This is a genomic window from Christensenella intestinihominis (genome assembly GCF_001678845.1).
GTDB classification, from domain to species: Bacteria; Bacillota; Clostridia; order Christensenellales; family Christensenellaceae; genus Christensenella; species Christensenella intestinihominis.
On the sequence record NZ_MAIQ01000002.1, the window covers coordinates 231,956 to 257,487 of the forward strand.

The 25,532-nt window shown below is 52.0% G+C and carries 24 protein-coding genes; 4 read left to right on the forward strand and 20 right to left on the reverse strand.

All coding sequences use genetic code 11. The features are described 5' to 3' along the window. Window positions 1-43: 43 nt before the first annotated feature. A complete protein-coding gene (locus tag BBD38_RS03745; RefSeq protein ID WP_172807751.1) occupies window positions 44-1,195 on the reverse strand; it encodes a substrate-binding domain-containing protein in 1,152 nt (383 codons plus the stop codon). A gap of 525 nt (window positions 1,196-1,720) precedes the next feature. On the opposite strand from BBD38_RS03745, the gene BBD38_RS03755 reads away from it, so the two are divergent. Together BBD38_RS03755 and BBD38_RS03760 are read left to right on the forward strand one after the other, a co-directional pair. Next, window positions 1,721-2,518, forward strand: coding sequence for a DeoR/GlpR family DNA-binding transcription regulator (locus BBD38_RS03755; RefSeq protein ID WP_066684751.1), 798 nt, complete (start codon window positions 1,721-1,723; stop codon window positions 2,516-2,518). 14 nt (window positions 2,519-2,532) lie between these two features. Beyond that, the gene (locus tag BBD38_RS03760; RefSeq protein WP_066684755.1) at window positions 2,533-4,014 is read left to right on the forward strand and encodes an ATP-binding cassette domain-containing protein; all 1,482 of its coding nucleotides are present in this window, start codon (window positions 2,533-2,535) and stop codon (window positions 4,012-4,014) included. Window positions 4,015-4,065: 51 nt separating this feature from the next. On the opposite strand, the gene BBD38_RS03765 is transcribed toward BBD38_RS03760, so the two are convergent. The 11 genes from BBD38_RS03765 to BBD38_RS03815 all read right to left on the reverse strand — a co-directional run bounded on the left by BBD38_RS03765 (window position 4,066) and on the right by BBD38_RS03815 (window position 14,604). Further along, window positions 4,066-4,839 (reverse strand): SDR family NAD(P)-dependent oxidoreductase, encoded by a 774-nt coding sequence (locus BBD38_RS03765; RefSeq protein ID WP_066684757.1) that lies wholly within the window; start codon window positions 4,837-4,839, stop codon window positions 4,066-4,068. Between the two features lie 13 nt (window positions 4,840-4,852). Beyond that, entirely contained in the window at window positions 4,853-5,749 is an 897-nt protein-coding gene (locus BBD38_RS03770) for a sugar phosphate isomerase/epimerase family protein (protein ID WP_066684759.1), read from the reverse strand. Between the two features lie 39 nt (window positions 5,750-5,788). Then, complete coding sequence (locus tag BBD38_RS03775) at window positions 5,789-6,178, reverse strand: VOC family protein (protein ID WP_066684761.1); 390 nt, start codon at window positions 6,176-6,178, stop codon at window positions 5,789-5,791. Between the two features lie 33 nt (window positions 6,179-6,211). Next, window positions 6,212-6,940 (reverse strand): hypothetical protein, encoded by a 729-nt coding sequence (locus BBD38_RS03780; RefSeq protein WP_066684764.1) that lies wholly within the window; start codon window positions 6,938-6,940, stop codon window positions 6,212-6,214. Between the two features lie 13 nt (window positions 6,941-6,953). Then, complete coding sequence (deoC, locus tag BBD38_RS03785; protein WP_066684766.1) at window positions 6,954-7,640, reverse strand: deoxyribose-phosphate aldolase; 687 nt, start codon at window positions 7,638-7,640, stop codon at window positions 6,954-6,956. Window positions 7,641-7,653: 13 nt separating this feature from the next. Next, the gene (deoC, locus tag BBD38_RS03790) at window positions 7,654-8,334 is read right to left on the reverse strand and encodes a deoxyribose-phosphate aldolase (protein ID WP_172807752.1); all 681 of its coding nucleotides are present in this window, start codon (window positions 8,332-8,334) and stop codon (window positions 7,654-7,656) included. A 167-nt stretch (window positions 8,335-8,501) separates the two neighbouring features. Continuing rightward, window positions 8,502-9,611 (reverse strand): sugar ABC transporter substrate-binding protein, encoded by a 1,110-nt coding sequence (locus tag BBD38_RS03795; protein ID WP_066684768.1) that lies wholly within the window; start codon window positions 9,609-9,611, stop codon window positions 8,502-8,504. Window positions 9,612-9,648: 37 nt separating this feature from the next. Further along, window positions 9,649-11,172 (reverse strand): sugar ABC transporter ATP-binding protein, encoded by a 1,524-nt coding sequence (locus BBD38_RS03800; RefSeq protein ID WP_066684770.1) that lies wholly within the window; start codon window positions 11,170-11,172, stop codon window positions 9,649-9,651. Window positions 11,173-11,182: 10 nt separating this feature from the next. After that, window positions 11,183-12,157 carry an ABC transporter permease gene (locus tag BBD38_RS03805; RefSeq protein WP_066684772.1) on the reverse strand — a complete coding sequence of 325 codons (975 nt, stop codon included), beginning with the start codon at window positions 12,155-12,157 and terminating at the stop codon, window positions 11,183-11,185. 14 nt (window positions 12,158-12,171) lie between these two features. Next, window positions 12,172-13,704, reverse strand: coding sequence for a xylulokinase (locus BBD38_RS03810; RefSeq protein WP_066684782.1), 1,533 nt, complete (start codon window positions 13,702-13,704; stop codon window positions 12,172-12,174). A 126-nt stretch (window positions 13,705-13,830) separates the two neighbouring features. Next, complete coding sequence (locus BBD38_RS03815) at window positions 13,831-14,604, reverse strand: DeoR/GlpR family DNA-binding transcription regulator (RefSeq protein WP_066684784.1); 774 nt, start codon at window positions 14,602-14,604, stop codon at window positions 13,831-13,833. Window positions 14,605-15,133: 529 nt separating this feature from the next. Between BBD38_RS03815 and BBD38_RS03825 the strand changes: the two genes are divergently transcribed. Next, a complete protein-coding gene (locus tag BBD38_RS03825) occupies window positions 15,134-15,586 on the forward strand; it encodes a hypothetical protein (protein WP_147568070.1) in 453 nt (150 codons plus the stop codon). Here the strand turns inward: BBD38_RS03825 and BBD38_RS03830 are convergent. Genes BBD38_RS03830 through BBD38_RS03840 form a run of 3 tightly spaced genes read right to left on the reverse strand, consistent with a single transcriptional unit; the run spans window position 15,543 to window position 18,738 of the window. Further along, a complete protein-coding gene (locus tag BBD38_RS03830) occupies window positions 15,543-17,489 on the reverse strand; it encodes a recombinase family protein (RefSeq protein ID WP_066684789.1) in 1,947 nt (648 codons plus the stop codon). The genes BBD38_RS03825 and BBD38_RS03830 overlap by 44 nt on opposite strands. After that, window positions 17,486-17,782 (reverse strand): hypothetical protein, encoded by a 297-nt coding sequence (locus BBD38_RS03835; RefSeq protein ID WP_066520125.1) that lies wholly within the window; start codon window positions 17,780-17,782, stop codon window positions 17,486-17,488. Before BBD38_RS03835 ends, BBD38_RS03830 begins: the two co-directional genes overlap by 4 nt. 53 nt (window positions 17,783-17,835) lie before the next feature. Then, a complete protein-coding gene (locus BBD38_RS03840) occupies window positions 17,836-18,738 on the reverse strand; it encodes a Fic family protein (protein ID WP_066520122.1) in 903 nt (300 codons plus the stop codon). Between the two features lie 282 nt (window positions 18,739-19,020). Between BBD38_RS03840 and BBD38_RS03845 the strand changes: the two genes are divergently transcribed. After that, window positions 19,021-19,407, forward strand: a complete 387-nt coding sequence (locus BBD38_RS03845; RefSeq protein ID WP_082771046.1) for a DDE-type integrase/transposase/recombinase — start codon at window positions 19,021-19,023, stop codon at window positions 19,405-19,407. Window positions 19,408-19,549: 142 nt separating this feature from the next. Here BBD38_RS03845 and BBD38_RS03850 read toward each other — a convergent pair whose 3' ends face one another. The 5 genes from BBD38_RS03850 to BBD38_RS03870 all read right to left on the reverse strand — a co-directional run bounded on the left by BBD38_RS03850 (window position 19,550) and on the right by BBD38_RS03870 (window position 25,512). Then, window positions 19,550-20,431 (reverse strand): alpha/beta fold hydrolase, encoded by an 882-nt coding sequence (locus BBD38_RS03850; protein ID WP_066520119.1) that lies wholly within the window; start codon window positions 20,429-20,431, stop codon window positions 19,550-19,552. A gap of 39 nt (window positions 20,432-20,470) precedes the next feature. Further along, on the reverse strand, window positions 20,471-21,298 hold the full coding sequence (locus BBD38_RS03855) for an ABC transporter permease (protein WP_207644630.1): 828 nt from the start codon (window positions 21,296-21,298) through the stop codon (window positions 20,471-20,473). Window positions 21,299-21,410: 112 nt separating this feature from the next. Beyond that, a complete protein-coding gene (locus BBD38_RS03860; RefSeq protein ID WP_066684791.1) occupies window positions 21,411-22,904 on the reverse strand; it encodes a sugar ABC transporter ATP-binding protein in 1,494 nt (497 codons plus the stop codon). Between the two features lie 89 nt (window positions 22,905-22,993). Continuing rightward, entirely contained in the window at window positions 22,994-24,301 is a 1,308-nt protein-coding gene (locus BBD38_RS03865; protein WP_066684793.1) for a substrate-binding domain-containing protein, read from the reverse strand. A gap of 53 nt (window positions 24,302-24,354) precedes the next feature. Continuing rightward, window positions 24,355-25,512 (reverse strand): levoglucosan dehydrogenase, encoded by a 1,158-nt coding sequence (locus BBD38_RS03870; protein WP_066520111.1) that lies wholly within the window; start codon window positions 25,510-25,512, stop codon window positions 24,355-24,357. Window positions 25,513-25,532: the final 20 nt, after the last annotated feature.

Consider the following 25,532-nt stretch of genomic DNA (forward strand, 5'->3'; position numbering starts at 1 on the left):
GCCACAACGGCCGGTCATCCGGCCCCTTCCTGCCTACCGCAAATCAGAAGCAGTTTTCGTATTCTTCATCCACGTTTTCCTTCGTGACCGCAACCGCGTCCGTGGTAACCGTATCCGGGTAGCCCGTCGGGTCGTTTCCGTCCACGAGCACTTCTCTTGCCACCTGCGCCGCGAGCTTTGCAATCTGCACCGGGGAATTCTCGCCAACGGCTACAACCTTGCCTTCCTTGATGTAATCGCAGGTTTTCTTTTCGCCGTCGGCTGCCGCCGCATAATAAATGCCTTCCTTGAGGCCCGCGTCTTCGGCCGCCTGCATGCCGCCAAAGAGCATCTGGTCGTTCTCAGCGAAAATCGTATTCAGTTTGCCGTACGTCTTTACGATCAGGTCGTTCGCATCCGCCATGATGTCCTGGATATTCCAGTTGCCCCAGCCCTGTCCGGCGATGACGAATTTCGCGTCCGTATTTTCGGTATAGCTGTTTGAAATCAGCTCGTCGTTCATTTTGTAAGCGAGGTCCCACGCTTCGTCCTCGGTGATCCCAAGCCGCGCTTCGAGCACGCCGCACATGATACCGACCCGGCGTTCTTCACCCGCAACGTTGCCTTTAACGCCGGACAGCATGATGGAATAAATTTCCTGGTCGCCCATTTCCTCCGCAAACGCGAGGCCGACCTTCCTGCCGTTCTGCTTATTGTCCGAATAAACGACCGTAACTTTATCCCCGCCGTTCACATAGGAGTCGATGCAGATAACCTGCGCGCCCGCCGCGTTCGCCTGGTTAATCAGGGGAACAATGTCGTCGGGGTTGGTGCTGTCCACAAAGATCATGTCGTAGCCCTGGGCGATAAACGTATCCATGTTTGCGATTTCATCCGCCGTGTTGCTGTTTGCATTGAGCACAAGCACGTCTTCCGGGGATGCGACCAGGCCCTCGTCATAGCAGGCCTGCTGCAATTCGGACGCCATTGTCGTAAAGAAATCGCCGTTCAGCGTGATTGCTGAAAAACCCACCTTGAATGTGTCTTTTGTTTCCGTCTCCCCGGCCGCCTCCGTGCTTGCCGCCGCGGAGCTGCTTTCCGTGCTTTCAGCGGAAGCTTCGCCGGACGGTTCCGCGCTTCCGCCGCCCGCCGCACAGCCTGCAAATACGCAGCATGTCATCAGCAGGGCGAGAAAAAGAGCCAACATTTTTTTCATTTTTCTTTCCTCCATCGGATATTTTTTATTTGCCCGCTTCCGCGGACAAAATTAGAATGCATAAAGGAAGCATGACCGTTTCCGGCTTTTAACATCGGATATATTCTGTTTCAATTCGTTTTGGAAAACACGTTTGATATTTTGTATTGTTTCGTTTAGTTTTGTTTATGTTTTGATTATAATTATCTATGTTTCGTTTGTCAACACAAATTTGAATTTTTTTTGCTTTTTCCGCAATCGCCTTCCGTCAGCGATTTTTTGCTTCTTTTGTCGGGATGCGCTGGCACGTTTAAAAATTCCCCCGTAAATTTCTTTTTACAGTTTTATTTGATTCAGGTCCCGAAAACGAAACTAATCGTAACATCAAAGGCCACAAATCAAAAGCCCGGTACCGCGCCCCGTATTTCTTCCTTTTACCCGGCGCGCCGCCTCTTTTCCCGCGCCGCATTTATCAAATTGCTTGATTAAAAAGGCGGATCAGTATATAATTTGATTTAAAGAACTTATGCTTCAAATGGAGTTGCTATGTTTGCCAGCGAGCGGAGAAAAAAAATCTGTCAAATGCTGATGGATTACAAAAGCGTTGATGTATCGAGATTAAGTAAATTATTCAACATTTCGACCGTAACGATCCGAAAGGATTTGGAATTGCTGGAATCTGAAGGCATCCTGACCCGTACGCATGGTGGGGCGATTCTAAATGATTCTTTCCAGCAGCAGGGCCAGGCGCCGGACGCCATAGAAGATATGTGCAATCCGGAGGAATCGCAGATTGCCACGATTGCTTCCCACTTTATCCAGGATAATGAATTTATTTTTCTCGGGACGGGCTCTATTTGCACACAAATTTCTAAAATCCTGACGGAAAAGAAAAACCTGACGATCGTAACCAACAATATTTCGGCCGCCATCCACCTCAAAAAAAATCCGGAATTCAACGTGATTATCGCAAGCGGGACTTTCGGCGTATACAATGGCTATTACGGTGTTATGGATGCTTTTTACACGGGATTCCTCGATAATATGTATTTCGACAAGGTATTTATTGCCGTGGACGGGATTTCGCTCAACACCGGCTATTCCGTTGACAACAGCAACCTTTGCCTTACCTACCAGAGTGTGTGCGCGAAAACGGGCGAGGTCATTGTCTGTGCCGAAAGCTCCAAGTTTTCCAGGAATTCCTTTGCCCGGATCGGCGCGCCCGACATGGCGACAAAAATTATTACGGCCGAGGCCATTCCCGAGGAATTTTCCGACTATTTCTACAATCACAACATTCCGGTATATCATTCATACCGTTTGGACGATATTCAAGCCGACTGATTGCGAGGAATATTATGCATAGCCATATTACGCTTGAGGTATCTCATTTAAGCAAAGCTTACGACAGCCTCCGTTTGCTGTCGGATGTTTCTTTTTGCATTCATTCCGGCGAGATGCTCAGCATTGTCGGGCAAAACAGTTCCTTTAAAACGACGCTTGCCAAAATCCTGTGCGGCCTCGAGCCGTACGACAGCGGCGCGGTTTTGATCGACGGCGGGCCCGCGAATATTTCGTCCCCGCACAGCGCCCGCAGCCTTGGAATTGTTTCCCTTGGCGAAATCGCCAGGCTGTGCGAAGACCTTACCATTGCGGAAAATATATTTCTGTTTGGAAAACGGGGGATTTCCCCGGCGAAAATAAAACATAACTGGAACAGCAAAAAAGCGGTGGTTGAATCCGCCCGGTCTTTCCTTGCAAAATATGGATTCGGCTGGCTTGACCCGTGCGCCGCAGTGGATACGCTCGGGCTGGCGGAAAAGCAAATCCTTGCGTTTTTGTGCGCGCTCACGCAGGACGCAAAAATTATGATTATCGACGACGCGTTTTCCGCGCTCAATCCGGAGGAGCTGAGCCAGATTTTCCGGGTGCTGGAGCAAATTAAGGACGACGGGATGTCGATCCTGTACCTTTCCTCCTGTGCAAAGGTTCCCGAACCCGCGGATTCCCTGCTGTTGATCCAGGACGGGAAAATCATATTTACCGCTTCGGGCGAGGCGCTTCGCAGGATCGACCTCGCTTCGATTCCGTTCAGCGATCCGCCGCGCGCCTATCCCAAGCTTCCGGTAAAGCTGGGGGAAGAGGTTTTCCGTTGCGAACACCTGTCTTACCGGGACCTTTTAAAAGACGTTTCCTTTTGCCTGCGCGAGGGAGAAATCCTCGGCATTGTAGGGGGCGCGGGCGTCGGGAAAACCACCCTTGCCCGGCTGATTTCCGGGCATCTTCCCAAAAGCGGCGGCGACCTGTACGTCAACAGGAAGCCGGTCCGGATTTCTTCCGTCCACGACGCCTATGAAAACGGTCTGCGGTTAATCCTGGACGACAGGGAATTCGGTATTATCCGGCATCTTTCCCTGGCGGAAAACCTGATTTTTCCCTGCTATAATTCCCGCAAATTTGCGCTTTCCCCTATCTCTTCGCGGAAATACACCGAAACGTCTTACTGCCTTGCAAGCAGGCTTGACATCAATTACTTCGACATCAACCAGCCGCCCGAGCTCCTGAGCGCGGGAAACCAGCAAAAGATGGTGCTGTCGCGCGGCATAGTGGCAGGCGCGAACATTTTTATATTGGACGAACCCACCCGCGGGGTGGACAACATCGGCCGGGTGCAAATCTATAACATGTTCAACAACCTGCTGCGCGAGGGAAAGAGCATTGTAATCCTTACGTCGGACCTCGGCGAGGCCGCCGGAATGTGCGACAGGATTCTGCTTTTGGAGGACGGCGTCTTATCGGAGACGCCCGGTGCCGCGGCACAAAAAAGAAACGCCGTCTAAACGGCGTTTCCCGGTATCGCTTTCGCGCAAACCATTTTTCTTTTAAGCTGTTTATTCAGCGTCCTTATCCTGCCTCGGCTGCCCGTTCCATGCGGTAAGGCCGCCGTCCACTGGGAGGTTATGCCCGCAGATGTGGGCGGCTTCCGGCGAGGCCAGGAACGCAACCGCGTCCGCGACCTGCCCGGGCAGGCCGATTTTATGATCCGGAAGCGCGTCCTTGAAGGCCCGCATCACTTCGTCCCCCGTACCTGACAGGAACATCGGCGTGGCTGTCGCGGAGGGCGACACGCAGTTGATCCGTATCCCCTTTTCCATATAATCGAGCGCCGCCGCCCGTGTAAGGCTTATTACCGCGCCCTTGCTGGCACAATAGAGCGGGGCGTTATAATCCCCCCGGATTCCGGAAACCGAGGCGACATTCACAATGCTTCCGCCGCCCGCCTCCAGCATCAGGGGAATCACCGCCTTCATCATCAGGCAGGTTCCCTTCACATTCACATCGAACAGCAGGTCGTAATCCTCCTCCGCCGCTTCGTGCAGCAAGCCGCCGCGGAAAACGCCCGCACAGTTCGCGAGCACATACGAATCCGCCTTTTCGCGCCGGGCCAGCGCGGCCAGCGCGCCGATGCTTCCGGCGTCCGTCACATCGGTTTCAAGGCAGGAAAAGCGGCCCTTCCATGCGCTAAGCTCTTCTGCCGTTTTCCGCAGCCCGTCCGCGTCCCGGTCGGCAAGGACGGCGGTGCAGCCGAGCCGCAAAAATTTTTCCGCAACGGCTTTTCCAATCCCGCTGCCCGTTCCTGTCACAATTGCCAATTGGTTCTCCATGCCGGCTCCTTCCTCAAATCAGGCCATACTGCGCCGCTTTGTCCTTCAGGAATTCCAGGGCTCCTGCTTCCAGCTTTTCAAATTCCTCTCCGCGGACGCCCCTGGAAATATCCCGCCATACGCCTATAATTGCACTCATATCCCCTTCGGGCAGCATAAACACCTCAAGGTCCATATAGCCGTCGAAGCCAATCTGCTTCAGGGCGGAAAAGAATTCGTCCCAGCAGAAATCCCCCATACCCGGGAAACGCCTGTTCCGTTCCGCAACGTGCAGCGCGGCAAGCCGCGGCCCGGCTGTTTTGACTGCCCCCGGGATGCTGTCTTCCTCAATATTCATATGGAAGGTATCGAAATGGACCTTCACATTCGGATTCCCTACCCTGTCCACAAAGTCCGACGTTTCCTCGCTTGTGTTGAGCAGGAACGCTTCAAACCGGTTCAGCGTCTCAATGGCGCAGGTTACGCCGCATTCCTCCGCCGGCTGCGCCGCAAGCCGGTACGCTTCCGCTGTCCGTTCCATCAGTTCTTCTTTATAGGCCAGCGAAAGCGCCTGCGTCCTGCGTACCGGCCACTTTGTATAGTGGCACCCCACGAGCAGGTCCGCGTCCATTTTTTGCATCAGCAGGAGGAGTTTGTGCATATACCGAATACCATTTTCGCGGATGGCTGCATCGTCACTGAGCATATCGCATTCTTCCGGGAATCCCCCGCAAAAAGCCAGCTTGATTCCTTTTTTGTTCGCGTAATCGGCAATCCTGAGGCCCTTTTCTTCCCCGCCGGTTTCCTCCATGAGGTCCCCGAAAGGGATTTCCAGCGCGTCAAAGCCCAGCCGTGCCGCGCGGTCTACGGCCTTATAGGGATCGTATGAGAATGAGTTGATTCCAATTAAATAGTGAGTTCCGAATTTCATTTCGTTTTTCCCGTCCTTTCGGGTTCCGGCGTTTCCCCCTCAAAGGGATTCGCAGAGTTCCACAACCACGCCGTCCGGATCGGAAACCAGGAGGGCGCGCTTGCCGATTTCCGGCATTTCCGAGATTTCCTGCACGAAGGGCACTCCCTTTTCCCTGAGGAACGCGTCCCACGCGCGCACGTCGTCCACATCAAAGGCAATATGGCGCAGGCCGCGGCGGTTTTCCGCATTTTTTCCATCCTCCGTGCCGCCGCGCAGGTCGAATAATTCCATATACGTATCGCCGGAAATCTTCATATAGACAAGCGTACACGGCCCCATATCCGCCCGCGACACCTCTTTGAAGCCCAAAATATCCCGGTAAAATTCTACAGCCTGCTCAATTTCCATCGTGTTGACGGCAATATGATGCGTATGGTTTACCTTCATTGTCCTTATCCTCCCTTTGGGGCAAGGTCCCGTTTATTCCGCTTCCTGGTATTCCCCGTATTTGGTTTCCTTGGTTTCAAAATCGAACTGGATATCCTGCCCGATTCCGCTGAGCCGCCGCCAGCTTCCCATATGGAAGAACTGCGCGCCTTCTTCCACCATCTTTTCCGCGATCTCCCGCGAACGCACTTTCCCGGCGACCTCGATTTCCAGCTTGTCTCCCCAATTGTGGTACAGCCATTCGATATGCTCTACCTGCATCCGTCCAAAATGGATGCCCGCGCTTGTTTTTACGGAGGTAATGCCGAGGTCGACATATATCCTGCACAGCTCGTCCACGATTTCAAAGGGAAACTTGACCATCCACAGCATGGGAATCACCTTGACCTCGCCGCCCGCGGCCTCGACAATCAGCTTCATTTCTTCCCGCACCTTGTCAAAATCCTTTGAGGCGGCCGCCGTTACGTTGAACCCCACGTCAATTTCGTCGAGGTGTTTTTCCCTCGCGTATTTGGTCAGGTACACCTTCATGTTCGTGGACATTCCGCCATAAGGGTATCCGACGACCATTCCCGTCCTTGAATACCCGTTCCCGTATTCCACCTTCACCTCATTGATGAGGTCGCACTGCCCGGGGGCAATAATCGCCGAGCGCACGCTGTTTTTATAGCCGTCCACCAGCTCCTGCCTTACAATATCTTCCGATAGGTATGAAATAAACGGCGAAGTAATCGCCCGTTTAACAAAATCTCTGTCGTACATAATTTCCTCCCGTTTATTCCCAGTTCCGCAGAATATCCGCCGCATATTCCGAACTGATGTAATCCGCGCCCGCTTCAAGCAGCTCCCTGCACTTGGAAACGCTGTCGATATTACCCTGCGCAACCACTTTAACCTTTCCCCGCACTGCCGCTTTCACCTTCCGGACGTCCTCCGGCTCCACGCCGATCAGCATATCGTTCTTGTTTTCATCGGGGCGTGTATATACACCAATCGACGTACACACGCGGTCTATGCCTTCTTCGGCCGCAAGTCCGCACACTGTTTCAATCATCTCATCCGTCAGCCACTCGCATTCGAGGATCGCCTTTAAAACATGGCCGCCCGCGGCCTTCCGGCACGTCCTGAACTCGTCGCGCACAAGCTCCCAGTTTCCGGAGCGCACATTGATATTGTGGACCACGAATTCAACCTGCGTTGCCCCCGCTTCGATGGCGTCCCCGATTTCAAACGCTTTCTGCTCGGGCAGGAAAATCCCGTGGGGATAGGAAATCACCGCGCAGATTTCAAGACTGCGCCCATTCAGGACTTCCCGTACCTTGGGAAGCATATTGGGAAATACCTGGATGCACTCGAAACCGAGATCGAGCGCCTCATACACCAGGTTGGATACGTGCGCATAATCATAATAACTTTCGAGGATGCGTCCCCCCATGATCCCGCCTAATTCTTTTGCTGTCATCTCCGCTTCTCCTTTATCCAAACGATTTTACAATCTCGATTGCGGACTGTGTGTTGATGCCGAAACGCTCCACTCCCATCGCCAGCAGCTCGTCGAATTCCGCGCGCGTGCGGATGCCGCCCGCCGCCTTCACCTTCACTCCCGTCCCCGCCAGCTTCTTCTTGATCCTGCGGATTCGTTCGATGTTCGCGTCTCCCGGCACCCAGCCCGTGCCTGTCTTGAGGAAGTCCGCTCCGCTTTCCACAACGATCCCGCACGCCTTGTCCGCTTCCTCTTCCGTTAAACAATTCAGCTCGATCAGCACCTTTGTGAGGATCGGCCGTCCCGCGTTCCGCGCCAGCGCGATGATCTGCTTGAGTTCGTTCAGGACGTAATCGTATTCCCGATTCTTAAAACGCCCTACGTTCATCACGATGTCCATTTCCTCGATGCCGTCCTCGATCAGCCCCGCCGCCTCGAGGATTTTCGTCTGTGTTTTATGCGCCCCCGACGGAAAACCCACCGGGCCGCCCGCGTACACCCCGTCCACGTCCTTCAGCATTTCCGAAAGCTGCTTCATCCAGTTCGGAAGCACATGCACGTTGATGAACTTAAATTCCTTTGCGTAGCCCACGATTTCTTCAATATCCGCCATCGTATGGTGCGTCCTCACCGCGCTGATGTCGATCAGGTGCGCCGCTTCTTTTGCATTCATGATAAAATTCCTCCTGACTGATTCGTTTAAATTTATTTCACAGGCAAAGCCCGTCGTATACAAATTTGGTTCCGCCCTGTCCGGCGGTTTGCCCACTTCCATTCCGCGGGACGAAAGCCGTCCCGCGGAATGCCCTTACTTACAGTGGGCCAGACTTCAGCAATTTATTATTCTGGGAATAACTCGTTTACATTGTCCTTATCGATAATCATGGAATGGGAAGCAAGCACCGCTTCTTCCGGGTCTTGGTCCGCCACTACCTTGTTGTACAGATACATAAACCCGTCAAACGATACGCCTGTGGGGTTCTGGCCGATGACCGTCATTTCCCCTGTGCGCACATAGTCAAGATTTTCCGCAGTTTCGTCATGGCCAATCACGAACACTTCGCCCGTTTTGCCCATGTCGGCGATTGCCTTCGGCGCGCCGTAAGGGCCTCCTGCCACGCAGTAGATCGCTTTCACATCCGGGTTTGCCGTCAGGATGTCTTTGGTAAGCGTATAGGTCTGGTCCGCACTGTCGTTCGCTTCAAAATCGCCTACGCTGACATAGCCTTTGGACTCAAGGTAATCTTTTACGGTGTTCCGCTTGATTTCCAGGTTTTCCATCGTGAAGGAAGCCGTGATGATCGCAAATTTCGCGCCCTGCTCTCCGCCGAGGGCCTTGTCCATCGCTTCCGCAACCGTCTGGCCTGCTTCCTTGTTGTCCTGGCCGATAAACACGAACCGCTTGCTCGGCTTTTCGCTTTCCCCATAAAGGGTCACAACCGGGATGCCCGCGTCAACCGCCGCGTCGATATAGTTCTCCACACCGGTTACGAAGGGCGTGGTAACGATGCCGTCGTACTGCTGGGCAACCGCCGCTTCAAGGCCGTTGTTGATAACCGTCGCGTCGATGCTTTCACCGAGGTTGATGTTGTCGATCGTCACATTATGCCCGGCAAGGTATTCCGTCGCCTCTGCAACGCCGTCCTGCACGAGGTTCCAGAACGGATTGTTCTGGAAGCCGAGGAAGGCAAAGCGCAGCGGCTTTTCCGGCTCCTGCTCGACAATTTTCACGTTTTCGACCTCGCCGACCTGCTTCCACTCGTAAGAGCCGGCGGCTCCGGCGTCCGCGGATGCTTCCGTCCCGGCGGATTCTTCCGGCGCAGCGGACTGGGAAACCTCCGCAGACTGGGAAGGCTCTTCGCTGGCGGCGGGCGCCTGCTGTGCGCAGCCGACGAACGCGACTGTTGCCAGCAGGACCGCTACTACAATCAGACTGATAACCTTTTTCATTTTTTCCTCCTATAAATAGATATTATTTTTTTAAGCGTCAGCTTAAATTGGATTTCTTTTGCCCGGTCGCGTGCATCATGATGTTTTCCTCGGAATAATCCTGCGGTTCCACGATGCCGCTTACCCTGCCCATGCTCATGACGACAACCCGGTCGCTGAGCATCAGCAATTCCGGGAGCTCTGACGAAATCAGCAGGATGGTAATCCCCTGGTCCGCCAGGTCGCGGATGATCCCGTATATTTCAGCCTTGGCCCCCACGTCGATGCCGTGTGTCGGTTCGTCGAGGATCAGGATTTCGGGCTCTGTTTGCAGCCACCTTGAAAGCACCGCCTTCTGCTGGTTGCCGCCCGAAAGGTCGCCGATCCTTTTTTTGATGTTTGTCGTTTTGATATTCAGCTTTTCCACATATTTCTGGGCCGCTGCCGTTTCAAGCTTTTTATCGATCAGCTTCCCCTTTTTCAGTTTTTTGTAACTGGCAATATTGATGTTGTCGCCCACGCTGAGGTCCGGAAACAGGCCCTTCACCTTGCGCTCCTCGGGCACCAGCGCCAGCTTGTACCGGGCCGCGTCATACGGGCTGCGGATACGGACGGGCGAGCCCTTAATCAGCACCTCGCCGCTGTCGATCTTGTCAAAGCCGAATATGGATTCCATCAGCTCGCTCCGTCCCGCGCCCACAAGGCCGCCGAAGCCGAGGATTTCGCCCTTGCGGGCGGCAAAGCTGATGTCCTCAAACTTATTTTTTCGGCTCAGGCCGCGCACCTCGAGGATCACCTCGCTGCTGATGCTTGCCGGATCGCGCTTTTCCATGCTGCTCATCTGGTTTTCAAGGTCGCGCCCCACCATCAGGCGTACGGCCTCGTCGATGCTGATCGCCGTTTTATCGACCGTTTTAATCATGACCCCGTCGCGCAGGACGGTGATTTTATCTGCGACCTCGAACACTTCCTCCATCCGGTGCGATACATAGACAATCGAGGTCCCTTCCCTGCGCAGCTTGCCGATAATGTTCATCAGCGTATGCGTTTCCTTGGCCGTCAGGGCCGCGGTCGGCTCGTCCATCATCAGCAGCTTGGGCCTTAAAGACAGCGCCTTCACAATTTCCACAAGCTGTTTTTGGGCTACGCTCAGTTTTTCCACCGGGGTATCCGGCCCGATATCCGGCACCTCGAGCTCCCGGAGCAGGGCGACGGCGTTCTCGCGCAGCTTGCGCTTGTCGATAAACGCCCCGCTTTTCGGGTAATGCCCGAGATAAATGTTATCCATTACGCTGAGGTAAGGGATCAGGGAATTCTCCTGGTGAATCATGGAGATGCCGATGTGCTGCGCCTCGATGGGGGAAGGCAGCTCTACCTTTTGTCCTTCCCAGATGAGGCTGCCCTCTTCCGCCCGGTAATAGCCGAAGAGGATATTCATGAGCGTCGATTTCCCGGCGCCGTTTTCCCCAAGTATCGCATGGACTTCCCCTTTGCGGAAATCGATGTTGATATCGTTCAATACTTTGACGCCCGGGAACGATTTGGAAATATGTTCTACACGGAGCAGTTCCGAAGTTTCCATACGCGCCTCCTTACTGCTTGCTGCGGCGGAACATATCGAATGCGCAGGCCGCGATGATAACAAGGCCGATCGTAATCATCTGCCAATAGTTGGAAACCATCAGCAGCACGAAGCCGTTGCGGATAACGCCGAGGATGCCCGCGCCGATCAGCACGCCGATAATGGAGCCCTGGCCGCCCGAAAGGCTGCAGCCGCCGATGACCGCCGCGGCGATTACGTCTAGTTCCATTCCCGAACCGGCCGCCGTATCCGCGGAATTCAGGTTGCCCGCCGTGATGATCCCGGCGAAGGCCGCGAGTACGCCGGTAATGGCATATACCGCGAATTTAACACGGTCTACCCGGATACCCGAAAGCTTTGCGGCTTTTTCATTTCCGCCCACGGCGAATATGTTGCGGCCGAATTCCGTTTTGGTAAGGACGATATGCCCGACCACGATGATAATGAACATCAGGATAACGGGAACGGGAATCGGTCCGACCGTTCCGCCCAGGACAGCGACGGGATTATCGAAATTAATCGGAAGGCCGCCGGAAATCAGGTAGGAAATTCCCTTTACGATGTTAAGCATTGCCAGCGTTGTGATGAACGGGTTAAGCTTCAACTTGACCACGCACAGCCCGGATGCAAAGCCGAGGCCCGCGCCCAGCGCAAGCGCAAGGACAAGCCCAAGCCACGGGTTGATGCCCGCAACGACGAGCGCCGCACAGCTTACGCCGCCGAGCGAGATGAAACTGCCCACGGAAAGGTCGATGCCGCTCGTGATAATGACGAACGCCTCCCCCACGGCGATGATGCCCATGACGGATATCTGCCGCAGTACGTTGATCGCGTTCGTCGCGGTGAAAAATACCGGGTTGAACAGGCCGATAAACACACACAGCGCGGCCAGCACGATCAGTATTCCAAGCTCGTTAAATGTTTTTTTGTTCGCCTTCCTGATGTTGTTTGGAGCGGCGTCCGCTCCTGTCGTAAAATTCCACATACACGTTATCCCCCTTAAAATGTGAATTGGCTGAGTTCTTTATATGCAGGCATCAAGCTTTCGTAGAAACGCTTAAATACCGGTAGAAGCTGCCTGTATTTTTCCATATCCCGGGCATTGGGCTCCGCGCTGTCGCTCAGCTGCACCACGTCGCTTACCACGTCGAGGCTTTTAATCAGCCCCGCGCCCACACCCGCAATGAGCGCCGCCCCAAGCGCCCCGATGTACTGGAGGTTTTTCGGGCGGATCATTTTCACGCCGAACATGTCGGCCAGAATCTGCATCCACAGCCTGTTGTTCGCTCCCCCGCCAATGAGGCGCGCTTCGTCCGTCATAACGCCCATCATTTTATAGAAATCCACGCCCATCATCAGGTCAAAAGCCGGGCCTTCCATCGCCGCCCTGAGGATATCCGCCTTAGTATGGTGCATTTTCAGGCCGACAAGGCTGCCCGCGAGGCTCGCGTCGGAATAAAATGTATTGCCGCTGAACATGGAGGGCAGGAAAAACACCCCGTTTGCCCCGGCGCCCGCCTGTGCCGCAAGCTCTGTCGCCGCTTCGTGAACCTGTTTTCCATATTTTTCAGAGAGGTCCGCGCACAGGTTCCGGACCACCCATTCATAGGCCGCGCAGGCGGAATGGGAATGCACGCTTGTAAAATAGGTATCATTGCCCACATAAACCACGTTTGACATAAAGCCGTCGGCCATCAGGGGCTTGTCATTGTTCACGCCCACCCAGCCGGCGGTTCCGAGGCAGGCCACAAAGGTGTTTTTCTTGCGTACCCCGCCGCCAAGCGCGCAGGCGTAATTATCCCACGAGCCGAGGACGACCAGCGTATCTGTGGTGAGGCCCATCTCTTCGGCAGCCTGTTTTGTAAGGTTGCCGACCGGCGTTGTGTTTTCGGCGGGAACCAGGAGCTTTTCTTCCTCCACGCCGGAAATGCGCATCAGCTCTTCATCCCACTTATGCGTGTTCATATTATAGAGCCCGCTCATTCCAGCGTCGCCGTAATCGGTATTTTGGTAAATTCCCGTCATCCGGTATGCAAGGTACTCCTTCGGGTTCAGGAATTTAACAGCCTTTTCATATATTTCCGGCATATTGCGCTTCATCCACAGCAGCTTGGAAGAGGGGTACAGCGCAACGTCAAAGCTGTTGCCCGTCTTTTCATAGCGCTCGCGCGCCCCGATCTGCGTAAGGATATATTCCGCTTCCTTCGTGCTGCGGGCGTCCATCCACGTCATAACCTGCTGGAGCAGGAGGTTCCCGTCTTTATCGATTGGAATCGCCGTCATTCCATGCGAACTGAAGGAAATCGCTTTGACGTCCCTGGGCGCAACCCCGGAATTTGCCACGACCTCATGCGTCGCGTCTTTTACGGCCTGCCACCATTCCTCCGGGCGCTGCTCGGCCCAATCCGGCTGGGGGTAATATGTTTTAATCGGATAATATGCCTCCGCCAGGAAATTACCGTCGGTATCGAAAATGCACGCTTTATCGCCGCTGGTTCCAAAATCGTGTGCCAAAACATATTGACTGCTCATCTTTTTTTCCTTTCCTGTGATTCCTGTTGTTTTCGTGACCAATATTTTTCATTCTGGTTAAATTATTTCACATTTTGGTAAAAAAAAGGTATACTAAAGAAGCTATTCGCCTAAAACTTTAAAATTTCAAATTTGTATGACGTTTACGCCATGGGCTGCAATTTTTTGGAGTTCTTCTTCATTCTCCGCATAAGCATCGGTGATAAGAGTGTGCACCCGGTCAATGCTGCAAACTTTATAAGCACTTACCTTGCCAATTTTTGTATGGTCGCACAGCAGGATCAATTCCTTGCTGTTCTCCACAATCATCGACTTCAACTCGCTGAGGTTGAGCCGCGGGATCGAATAGCCGTTTTTGGCGTTGATCGCCTGCGAGCCTACAAACGCTTTTGTAAAATTATACCGGCTCAGCATATCGATCGTCATTTTCGACGCCATGCTTTCGTCTTCCGCTTCCAGCTCGCCGCCCGGTATCAATATTTTAAATTGTTTATTTGCCACAAAGCACCTGGCAATATTCATCGCGGAGCAAACGATCGTTACCCCGCTGAGGTCAAACCTTCTTCCCAGGAGGGCGGCAAATTCAAAGGTGGTCGATCCGCCGCCGACATAAATAAAATCGTTATCCTCGACCATCTCCACAGCAGCCTCGGCAATTTTTTTCTTATCCCCGCTGTTTTTCGATGTGCGTTCGATAAAGGAGCCGTAGCCCGTCTGAACCGACACCCCGCCGTGAAACGACTGAATCCGCTTTTCCTTTTCAAGCACCTTTAAATCCCTGCGGATTGTGGAGGGTGAAAATTTCAGCGCATCGCTGATTTCCTGGATTGTCGTTACATTTGCGTTTGCTATGAAGTCATAGATTTCTTGTTGTCTTTGGGTAATCAAGTTATAATCCATGCCAATCTCTCTCCCTTGACGTAATTGTATCAAAGTGAAAAAATTTTGTCAACAGCCTTTTGGAAAAAATTTTCCACATTTGGAATATTTTTTCCATCCGCCTGATTTCCTTTTTTCCCTACCGAAACCGGCGCTTGCGCCGTCCCGGACACGGAATAAAGTGTTTTAATGTATTATAACATGTTTCCGCCTTCTTTTCATGAAAAGCCAAACCAGCCGTCCTTTCGCGCAAAGGCCGCGCCGTTCACGTTTTTTATTCCATGCCTTCGCGCGCGCCCGTGCATATCGCCGCAGGGATATTGACACCGATGCATTTGGGTCCTTATAATAAATTTATGTATGACAATCAGTGCCGCCCGATTCTTATGCGGTTCGGTATGCGGCGCTGCTTCCAACGTCGATTTTCCTTTGGCAACAACAGAATGAAACTATGTATTTATGGGGTGTGGATATGGCTATATCAGAAAAAAGGATTTCTAAGATTATTACCAAAATAAATTCCGGCAATGCTTTGGGTTGGGGTGATGTCTTGTATTATGAACAGTATATTTTCCAGCAAAATAATTTCAAACATACCAATATGTTCAGCACCAGCTATAGCGCCGCTAAATTATATGTCGATGCAGGCAGCGGCCGGTTTTACGCGACTCCTTTGAACACATCGGAGTACGCATTCCGGATTTATAACAAATCGGAGATTGAGGATATTCGCAGGGAAGTAAATTCCAATACACCGGCCGATCCAAGGACCGCCCGGACGACAGGCGCTCTCCTCGGCGGTATAATCGGAAGTACCATTGCGGAAAACATCGCAAAATCGCAGAACCTGGTAACCTTCGTAGGTCTTGCGATCAGGTTCCGCGACGGTTCCCAAAGATTCATAAATTTCATTTCCCCGCAGGCTCCCGTAAAGTTTGATTCGTGGAAATATAAAAGTGTTATGCAGGTCGTGACAGCGGCTTATGATTTACTGAAGCCCTGACTCCGCGCTGCTTCCGGCATATTGGGAAATTTCTAAAACTTATAGTCCTGAAAAAATGCGGAGTTGGCTCCGACGCAGTATGCCAGAAGGGATAGCGCGCGCGTCGCCTACGGCTCGCGCTTGCTTGAACCCCCGCCCGGGGGTCCGAATTCCCTGAACATACAAAAAAGCCATTTCGTACCTTCGCGTACAAAATAGATGCAGGTAAAAAGGGGCCCCGCGCGAGCCCAGCGTAGCGGGTCGCGTGGGGAAAGGAGCGGCAGTGGAGCATGAAAAAGCCCTCGCATATGCGAGGGCTTTGAAATCGCGGAACTTGTCGCGACGTGGTGTGCCAGAAGGGATAGCGCGCGCGTCGCCCTCGGCTCGCGCTTGCTTGAACCCCCGGGGGCCCGAATCCCCCGAACATACAAAAAAGCCATTTCGTACGCTTCGCGTACAAAATGACTTTTGGTGTAGCCTCTTTCAATAAATCCGAACCCTCTATATCCCGAAGGGAAATGGTCTTTGCACCTTCCGTATAATTTAATGTGATGACGACCTTATCGTCATATAAATAAATCGCGTTGACGAAGCTGTCTATCAGCCTCTGTCTCTGCTCCCGTTTCGTGATATCGCTGTCCCGGAAACGATAGATGAAAAAGGATATCTGCTCCCTCGTCAATAAAGGATGCCGTATCTTCTCCTGCAGGATACTCGTTTGCAGTTTGCTTTTCGTTTCCTCCAGTTCCCGCAGCCTTTCCTTTGTCGATTCTGTCAAAAGTCCCTGCTGGATCGCGTCCAGCAAATTTCGTATCCCATTTTCCGTTTCCGCAAGCTGCCGTTCCAGCAAAGGAAGCTCCCTGCTCTCCTTGGATTGCAGATTCAACAGCGCGTCGATCAGCCGTTCCAGTTCGTCGTCATGCATCAATTCCTGCATAATGCGGCTGACTACAAAGTTCTCGATCCAGTCCTTTTGCACAGCTTTTTTATCACAGGTCTTTCTTTGCTTGGTATTCGTGCATTTGTAGTAGCGATAGATCTTCGCCGTATGGCTCGTACCGCTTTCCCCCACCATAAAGGCTCCGCACTTTCCGCAATACAGCTTTGTCGTCAGCAGATAATCGTCCTCCGCCTTGTGTCTTGCCGGAGCCTTCTTGTTCTGCTTCATCCGCTCCTGCGCACGTTCAAACAATTCTTCTGAAATGATCACAGGCATCCCGCCCGGCGTTACGATATCCCCATAGCGGTATTCGCCAAGATACCGCCTGTTTTTCAGCATGTGGGAAATGATATTCAAAGAAATCGGTCCGCCTCTTGAAGAACGGATCCCCTTAGCGTTCAGCCCGTCCGCGATCTCTTTCATTGTTGCACCTTCCGCATATTGGTTGAAAACTTCCTGCACAATGGGGGCAGCAACTGGATCGATCTGAAAATGCCGTTCGCTGTCGACCACATATCCCATCGGTATACTGCACCCGTTAGATTTGCATTTCAGCGCATTTTCTTTCATGCCGCGCCTGACCTTTTCGGAAAGCTCTGCCGAAAAGAATTCTGCATATCCCTCTAAAACCGATTCCAACAGGATACCTGTCGAGTCCTCTGCGATACTCTCCCGTGCTGAAACGACTTTCACGCCGTTTTTCCGCAGGATCATCTTATAATGGGCGGAGTCGTAGCGGTTGCGCGCGAAGCGGTCGAGCCGCCATACGATCGCCACATCAAACAGCCCCTTTGTGCTGTCCTTTATCATTCGCTGGAAATCCGGCCGGTTATCCGTTTTAGCCGAAAGTGCCCGGTCAATATATGTTCCAAGAATATTGATATCCTGTTTTTCTGCAAACTCCATACATTCGCGAATCTGTCCTTCAATGGATTCCTCGCGCTGGTTGTCCGAGGAATACCGCGCATAGATCACTCCGTTCATTGCTTCGATTCCTCCGGATTCGATTTCGCCAATTCGCCCATATCCTTTACCAGATTTCGGAAAGTTTCCTCGCCGTCCAAATAAACGTCATTGTAATAAATCGGCTTGCCGAATAAAATTTTTACCGCTCGTTTTATTCGTTCCCACACGGTATTATAATTGTGATCATATCTGGAATCCTGAATCGAAATATTATAACCGATGTCTCCTTCTTCCCACACCGTCTTCTCGATCACAAACGTACAGCATTTGCAATCGCAGGGCAAAGTGATCCTTTTGCTGATTGAGTTCATGATTTTCCTCCCGCTTTTGTCCTTTAGAAATCATCTGGCTGTGCAATCGCCTTTCAACCCATATAGCCAATGCCAATGCGGAAATAATCGAGATACTGTTTGAATGTATCCTGCGCCGCAAGACAGGTATCGGTCAAATATCCCTCTGTATGATGCCATTCGGCCAATCCCCGATAGTAAAACATTTTTAATTTATCATCGATGATAAAGGGAACGATATTATGCTTCAAACACTCTTTGAACAGGATAAGCCGCCCCACACGCCCGTTTCCGTCCTGAAACGGATGGATCAATTCAAAGCGTACATGGAAGTTTATTATATCATGCAGCGTCGGCGATTCGATTGCCCTATATTTTTTGAGCAGGGAATTCATCTCTGTTTCTACATCTTCCGGCAGCGTCGTTGCTTTTCCTCCGACTTCATTCGGCAGCCGTTTATATTTCCCAACTGCAAACCAGCTTTTCCGCGAGTCGCTCGTTCCATTCTTTAAGGTCTGATGAAGTTCTTTAATCCATCTTTCGCTGAGCATTTTTCCCGCGTCTTCAATCACCATATCGATACAGCGGAAATGATTTACCGTCTCGATAATATCGTCTACATTCATCCCATCCTCTGCGACGCCAATAGTGTTCGTTTCAAAAATATACCGCGTCTGGTCGTGGGTGAGTCTGCTGCCTTCCATATGGTTTGAATTATATGTCAGGTCGATCTGTATCTTATGATAGATACCCCCTCTCATACCGGAATCTTTTTCCGCACGCAAAATATCCAGAAGTACCTGCATCGTTTCTTTTTTCTTGTTGGCGCGTTTGGGTTTCACGGCGTTTTCCGGGATATTCCACGTCTTTCCTTTTCGGAACGCCCCCGGTATTCTTCCGTTCGCACAATAATTCCGCACGCTTCTCTCAGATATATCCCATTTTTTAGCTGTTTCCGCAACCGATAAGAATTTCATAGCAGTACCTCATTCACTGCTTTTATTATACCACGGATTCGGCAATATATTGATAATTTTTTTATTTTTTATGTTTTTAGCCGATATTCTTTAAGTTATGAAAATATTCAAGTATATTTTTATTTTGCAAATAATATCTGTTACTTTTATGAAAAGATAATATAAAATTCCCGTATAGATTTTATTATACTGCCTATTCTAAAAAGTTACAAGTGGGTAGTGGATTTAGCATATATATTGTACAAAAAACTATAGAGAGATTAACTATTAAAGCATGGCTGGTTGTATCTTGTTGTTTTTATTGACATCTATTCCCGTAAGGTGACTGGATGGATCATGGACACCATGGTTCGGGATACGTTGGTTTTACCAGTGCTTACCCAAGCAATCTGCCGAAAACATCCGCCAGAGGGATTGATTATTCATACAGATAGAGGTTGCCAATTTACAGTACGCAGATTTCAGTCTATGTGTATTCGCTGCGGCTTCCGGCAAAGCATGAGCCGAAAAGGTAACCCTTATGACAATGCTATTATGGAATCTTTCTACCGCATCCTAAAAAGAGGGCTTGTTCAGGATGTCAAGTATGACAATCCCGAACAAGCCCGCATGGATATCTTCAAATACATTGAACTTTACTACCATACATTCCCATACATTCTGCTTTAGGTTAGCTCAGTCCGGCGTAATTTGAAGCTATAAAGATTTAACCGCTTTTAACTTTGTGTCTGTTTTTTGGGCATGAACAAATTTCCCTTCAAAATATTGTCTGCTTTTTGTGGCGCTTCAAATTTGATGCCCTATCTAACTTTTATTCTCCAAAAAATTGATCTAATTCCGATGCCAGAAGCTCTGGGCATTCCTCTGCCATCTGGTGGCCATAGTCGAGGACAACACTGGTGACATCTTCTGCAACCAGTTTCATTTCACGTTCCACTTCTTCGAAAATGAATTCTCTGCCTCCCAGTGCCAACACCGGCATTTTTAGCTTTTCTTTGGCCGCTTCGAGATTCCACTCCGCATCTTGGAATGTAGCTCTGTAAATTTCGCACATACTCCGGATGCTGTCTGGCTTTGAATAGCATCGGATATATTCATCCATCGCATCATCTGGAATATTACAGTCCAGCGCCTCATTCTTTAAGAACTGATCAAAATAGATCCGTTCGCGTCCCGTAATCAGCGCCTCTGGAAATGCCGGCACATTATAAAAATTGATGTGCCACAGCCAACGGTTACCTTCCACATTTTCCGGCGTCAGATGAGACCATTCTTCCAGTCCGAAACCGGGCAGGAGCATCTCGATATAGGCAAATTTCATTACGCGGTCAGGATACTTTTTTGCGATGCAGTATCCGCACGCCGCGCCCCAATCTTCTCCCGTCAGATAAAACTTATCGATCCCGAGCTGGTCGGCCAGCGATACGATGTCGTCCGCCATCGTCATCATGTCATACCCGTCTTTCGGACGGTTTGAATCCCCAAGGCCGCGGAGATCCGGGCATACGACCGTGTATTTCTCCGTTAGGATAGGTATGAGTTTCCGCCAGTAATAAGAGGTTTTGGGAACGCCGTGAAGCAGGATCAGCGCCGGTCCCTGCCCTGCCGTGTAATAATGCAGGCGAACTCCGTTGCAGGTCTTGCGGGAATGAGTTACCTTGTTGCCCTGAAAGTCCAAAATATCTTGTTTCATGTTTTCTTCTCCTTTTTATTTTATTTAAATTAATTGCAGTCAAACTTTTTTGCGTTTTTCTCCAAAGGCGATCGCCAAAATGATGATCGCGCCCGTCACCATATATTGCTGTGCGATATTAAGTCCCATAATCACGATTCCGTTATTAATCACGCCGATCAAAAGCGACGCGACTACCGTTCCTATGATCGAGCCCTTTCCGCCGGACAGCGCGGCGCCGCCGAGGATCGCCGCGGCGATTGCGTTTAGCTCAATGCCGCCCTCCCCGATCGTGCTGCGTGCCGTTTGCATCAGGCCTGCAGACAGCATACCGGAAATGGCGGCCACGATCCCAATAACCAGCATGACCATAAATTTAACCTTTTTTGTGGAAATGCCGGAGAACTCCGCCGCCACTCTATTAGCCCCGGTCGCGAGCACCTCGCGCCCGTAAGACGTTTTCTTGAGCACGACGTGCCCAATCAGCAGCGCTGCCGCCGTCCAGATCACCAGCACCGGCACGGGGCCGATGCTCGCCTGTCCGAAAATATTGTTGAACGCTGCATCGCCAATGATGACCGGCTTGGTATTGGTAAGCCACATATCCGCCCCACGAACTACCATCTGCATACCGACCGTTACGATAAACGACGGAATGCCAAGCCCGGCGACGAGCGCCCCGTTGGCCGCGCCCACAAGCGCTCCTCCCGCGAGACCCGCTAAAATGCCAATGAACGCGTTCCCGGTCGCTTGGATCGCAAGGGCCGCAAAGATTGCGCCAAACGCCGCCGTCGCTCCGACCGAGAGGTCGAATTCGCCTGCCGCAATGGTAAACGTCATTGCGACCGCGATCAGCGTTGTCATCGTAGTCGTCCTGACTATGCTCAACAGGTTGCTTGGTTTTAGGAAACCAGAATCACCGATTGAAAACAGAAAGAACAGGAAAACGCCGATGAAAACAAAGTATACGATGTAATTTCTCCATTCAAAGCTTCTTCTGCTAGAGACCTTGGATTGCATGATGAAGCACCTCCTCCGATTCAATTTCTCGCCCGGACAGTTCTTTATTGACCGTCCGGTTGTACAGGACCAGAATCCGGTCGCATGCCGCCACCAGCTCACTCAATTCCGACGAGATCATCAGTACCGCAACACCCTCGTCGGCAAGCTGCCTTATGATACGCAGGATTTCGGCTTTGGCCGCGACGTCGACGCCAATGGTCGGCTCGTCGAGAATCAAAACCCTGGGGCCGCGCGCAAGCCATTTGCCCAGGACAATTTTCTGCTGGTTGCCGCCGGAAAGCAGCATGGCCATCTGCTTGATGCTATCCGCCTTGATCGACAGCTTCTCAATATATTCCCGGGAAATATCCGCCCCTTTTTTATCGTCGATCAAAAAACCTTTTCTCATCTGCCGGACGCTTGGAAGCATAAAATTGCTTTTGATGCTGTGCTGCAGAATCAGCCCTTCCTGCCTGCGGTCTTCGGGAACGAGTGCGATTCCTTTATTCATCGCGTCTTTTTTGCTTTTGACAGGCTCTCCCCGCACAACAACTTCTCCCGTCCAATTTCTTCTTATGCCGAAGATGGATTCGACAAGCTCCGTCCTTCCGCTCCCCATCAATCCGGCAAGTCCCAGTATTTCTCCCGGGTATAGGTCAAACGAGACGTCCGCGAGCTTATTGCCATACGCAAAATCCCTTACGCGCAGCACGGGATCGCCGGACTGTTCAAAATTCCTTTCCACACGCTCAAAGGAGGTTTTGGCCGCTGCATCGAGCATCTTATCGATGATTTCTTCCATTGTAGTATCTCTGCTTTCGACCGTTGCAACGTTGATTCCGTCGCGCAGGATCGTCACCCTGTCGCAAATTTCAAAAACCTCAGCCATCCTGTGTGAAATATATATGATGGAGATCCCCTTTTCCTTGAGCTGGCGGATCACCTTAAACAGCGCCTTCGTTTCCGTCTTCGACAAAGAAGACGTAGGTTCGTCCATAACCAATATTTTTGCATCCTGAGACAGCGCCTTTGCGATTTCGACCATCTGCCAATAGCCGACGTCCAGCGACTCGACCGCAACCCGGGGATCGATATTGTCAATTTCCAGCCATTTCAGCAGTTCCTCAGCTTTCTTCATGTTTTTTCTATCATCGATCAATCCGCCCTTTTTCCACTCGCGCGTAATGTAAATATTTTCCGCGACGCTCATGGCGGGCAGCAGGCTGAACTCCTGGTAGATCATCGCGATGCCCTTTTTGTGCGCATCCTCCACACTGTGCAGGTCGGCCTCCTGCCCATCGATCCGTATTTGCCCCGCGTCCTTTGTATACACGCCGTTCAATATCTTCATCAGCGTAGATTTTCCGGCGCCGTTGCCTCCGAGCAGGGCGTGGACTTCACCCTTTTTCAGGGAAAAATTCATTTTTTTCAGGACAGGAACGCCGTTGAATTGTTTTTCGATATTGTGCATTTCCAAAACGTTTTCATTCATCTTTGCCACCCTGTAAAATGGGCTGTAAGGCGGAACCGGAAAGGTCCTGTTCCGCCTTGTCCCATTCGGATTTTTTACATATTTTCAGTTTACTGCTTCAGCGCTTCGGCAGCCTCCGCAAACAAGGGTTCGCCGCATACCGCTTCATAAGTATCCGCAAGATTGTCGCGCGTAACGATGGTCGGTACGACTTCGATAAATACCGGTACGTCCGCGCCGATCAGGGCAAGCACGCCCGCCGTCGCTTCGGCGACTCCCTGCTGGTAAGGATCCTGCGTGCTGATCCCCTTTACATATCCGCCCTGCGCCAGGTCCAGCACGACCTCGTCGCTCATGAGGTCCGTACCGATTGCCAGATCCTCCGATGAAAGCCCTGCCGCGCGTGCCGCTGAGATAATGCCGATTGCCGGCTCGTCCCACTCCGTATAGATCGCGTTGATCTCCGGATGCGCCGTGAGCAGCGCAGCCGCGGACGCTTCCGTATCCAGCGCGTCCTCGAACGGCGCGATGGCCACGATGTTGACGTCCGGATATTTTGCCGCCATCCTCGTTACAAACCCTTCATACCGGTCATTTGTGGCGGTAAACTGCGGCGCGTAGTATAATATCCCGACATTTTTTTCCGCTTTGCCTTCCAGCGACTGCGCAACGATGTCGGCATGCCGCATACCATTCAGAAGATTGTCGCACGTAACCGTAGTAACGTAGTCCGTGCCCGCTTCAAGTCCGTCTACCGCCTGATCCATAAACACGATTTTGATTCCGGCGTCCACTGCCTTTTTGCACACATCCGTGAGGGTAGCTTCATTCGTCGGATGGATAAAGAGAATATCCGGTTCCATCGCGATCGCCGCTTCAATATTGGAGATCTGCGTCACGTCGTCCGAATTCGCATCCGTCGTTGCAATCACCTCGATCCCATAGGATTCGAGCGTGTCGGTAATGCCCGCAACCTGCTGGTTCGGCCAGAAGCTGCCCGTCCACCGCATGCACAGCGCCGCCGTCATTCCGTCGAGGGCTTCGATCTGATTTTTCTGATCCTCTGTCACGGCCGCAGCGAAATCGCTTCCCAGAACCGCTTCCTCTCCATTCGGTCCAAAATTGAGAACCGATCCGTCAAGAGCCGATTCCGCCATTTTAAGCGTATTTTCACTGGGCTCCTCATACCAGAAGGGCTGCTGCCATCCATACTCCGCCGCCATTGCATTCAGGCGCTCCGTTACGCCGCCCTCGGCGGGCGCCGCTTCACTTTCTTCGGGGTCCGTCTCTGTCGCTTCCTGCGTTGCCTGCCCCACAGACGTATCCGCGGAGCTTTCAGGAGCCGTCGTTTCGGCGCAGGCTGTAAAAGCAGCCGCAGCCATCGCAATCACTACAATGATCGCCACTAATTTTTTCATTTCTTTCCTCCTTGTTTTCTCTTGATATTGGATGTTTCCAAAACCTGTTTCGCTCAAACTTTTTCCCATGCGCGGCTCGCGCCCGACCTCAGGACGGCGTCGCTGATCCTCTCGATCTGGTAGCCGTCTTCAAAATTAGGCGAGGCCTGTTTGTTTTCCGCAATCGCCTTGATGAAATCGTAGCACTCGACGATCTTGGTCTCCGTATATCCGATTCCCAGCGCCGGGATCGGCCACAGGCCTTCGCCGTAAGGGTGGGCCGGGCCGGTGTAAATCGTACGGAAGCCCCGGCGGTCTCCCCCGTCGCTTGCAAAGCAGACCTGCAGTTCATCCCTGCGTTCGTAATTGAAATAGATGGAGCCTTCCGTCCCGTGGATCTCAAGCGTAATGAAGTTATTGCGGCCCCACGCATTCCTCGTCGCCTCTATCGTGCCGAACGCGCCGCTTTTGAAATTAATCATAAAGCAGCACTGGTCGTCCACGTCAACCTTTCCTTTCGGCCCGCTGCCGCCTTTCACATTCCCAAGGCTGTCCGCGGAACCGGTTTGCAGCGGCCGTTCGTTTATATACGTTGCGACACGCGCGTTTACCTCGTCGAAGTCTCCGATGAGGAACCGCGCCATATCGACCACATGCGTCCCGATATCTCCAAGCGCGCCCGAGCCACAAACCTTTTTCTGGAACCTCCAGGAAAGTGGGGAATCCGGATCGGCCGACCAATCCTGCAAATAGGTCCCGCGGAAATCCAGGATCGTCCCGATCGCCCCTTCGTCAATTAATTTTTTTGCAAGCTGTACTGCGGGCGTCCGCCTGTAATTGAACGCAAGCATATTGATTACGCCGGCTTTCCTAACGGCGTCGCGCATCTTTTCGGCTTCCTCGAGCGTTCTTGAGATCGGCTTTTCGCACAGGATATGCTTCCCGGCTTCTGCCGCCGCCACAGCGATTTCGTAGTGCGCGTCGTTTGGCGTACAGATATCAACGATATCGATCTCGGGATCGTCCACAATGTCGCGCCAATTCGCCGTCCCCTGCCGGAATCCCAGCCGTTGCGCCGCGTCCTTCGCGCATTCCTCCGTCAAATCGGCAATGGTCTTTTTGACCGCCATCCCCGGCGCCGGCCAAAAAAACATCGGCATCCCGTCGTATGCAATGGAATGTGCTTTTGCCATAAATCCCGCGCCGATCAAACCTACCTGATAAGTCTTCATTTGTTTCTCCTTTCAATTTT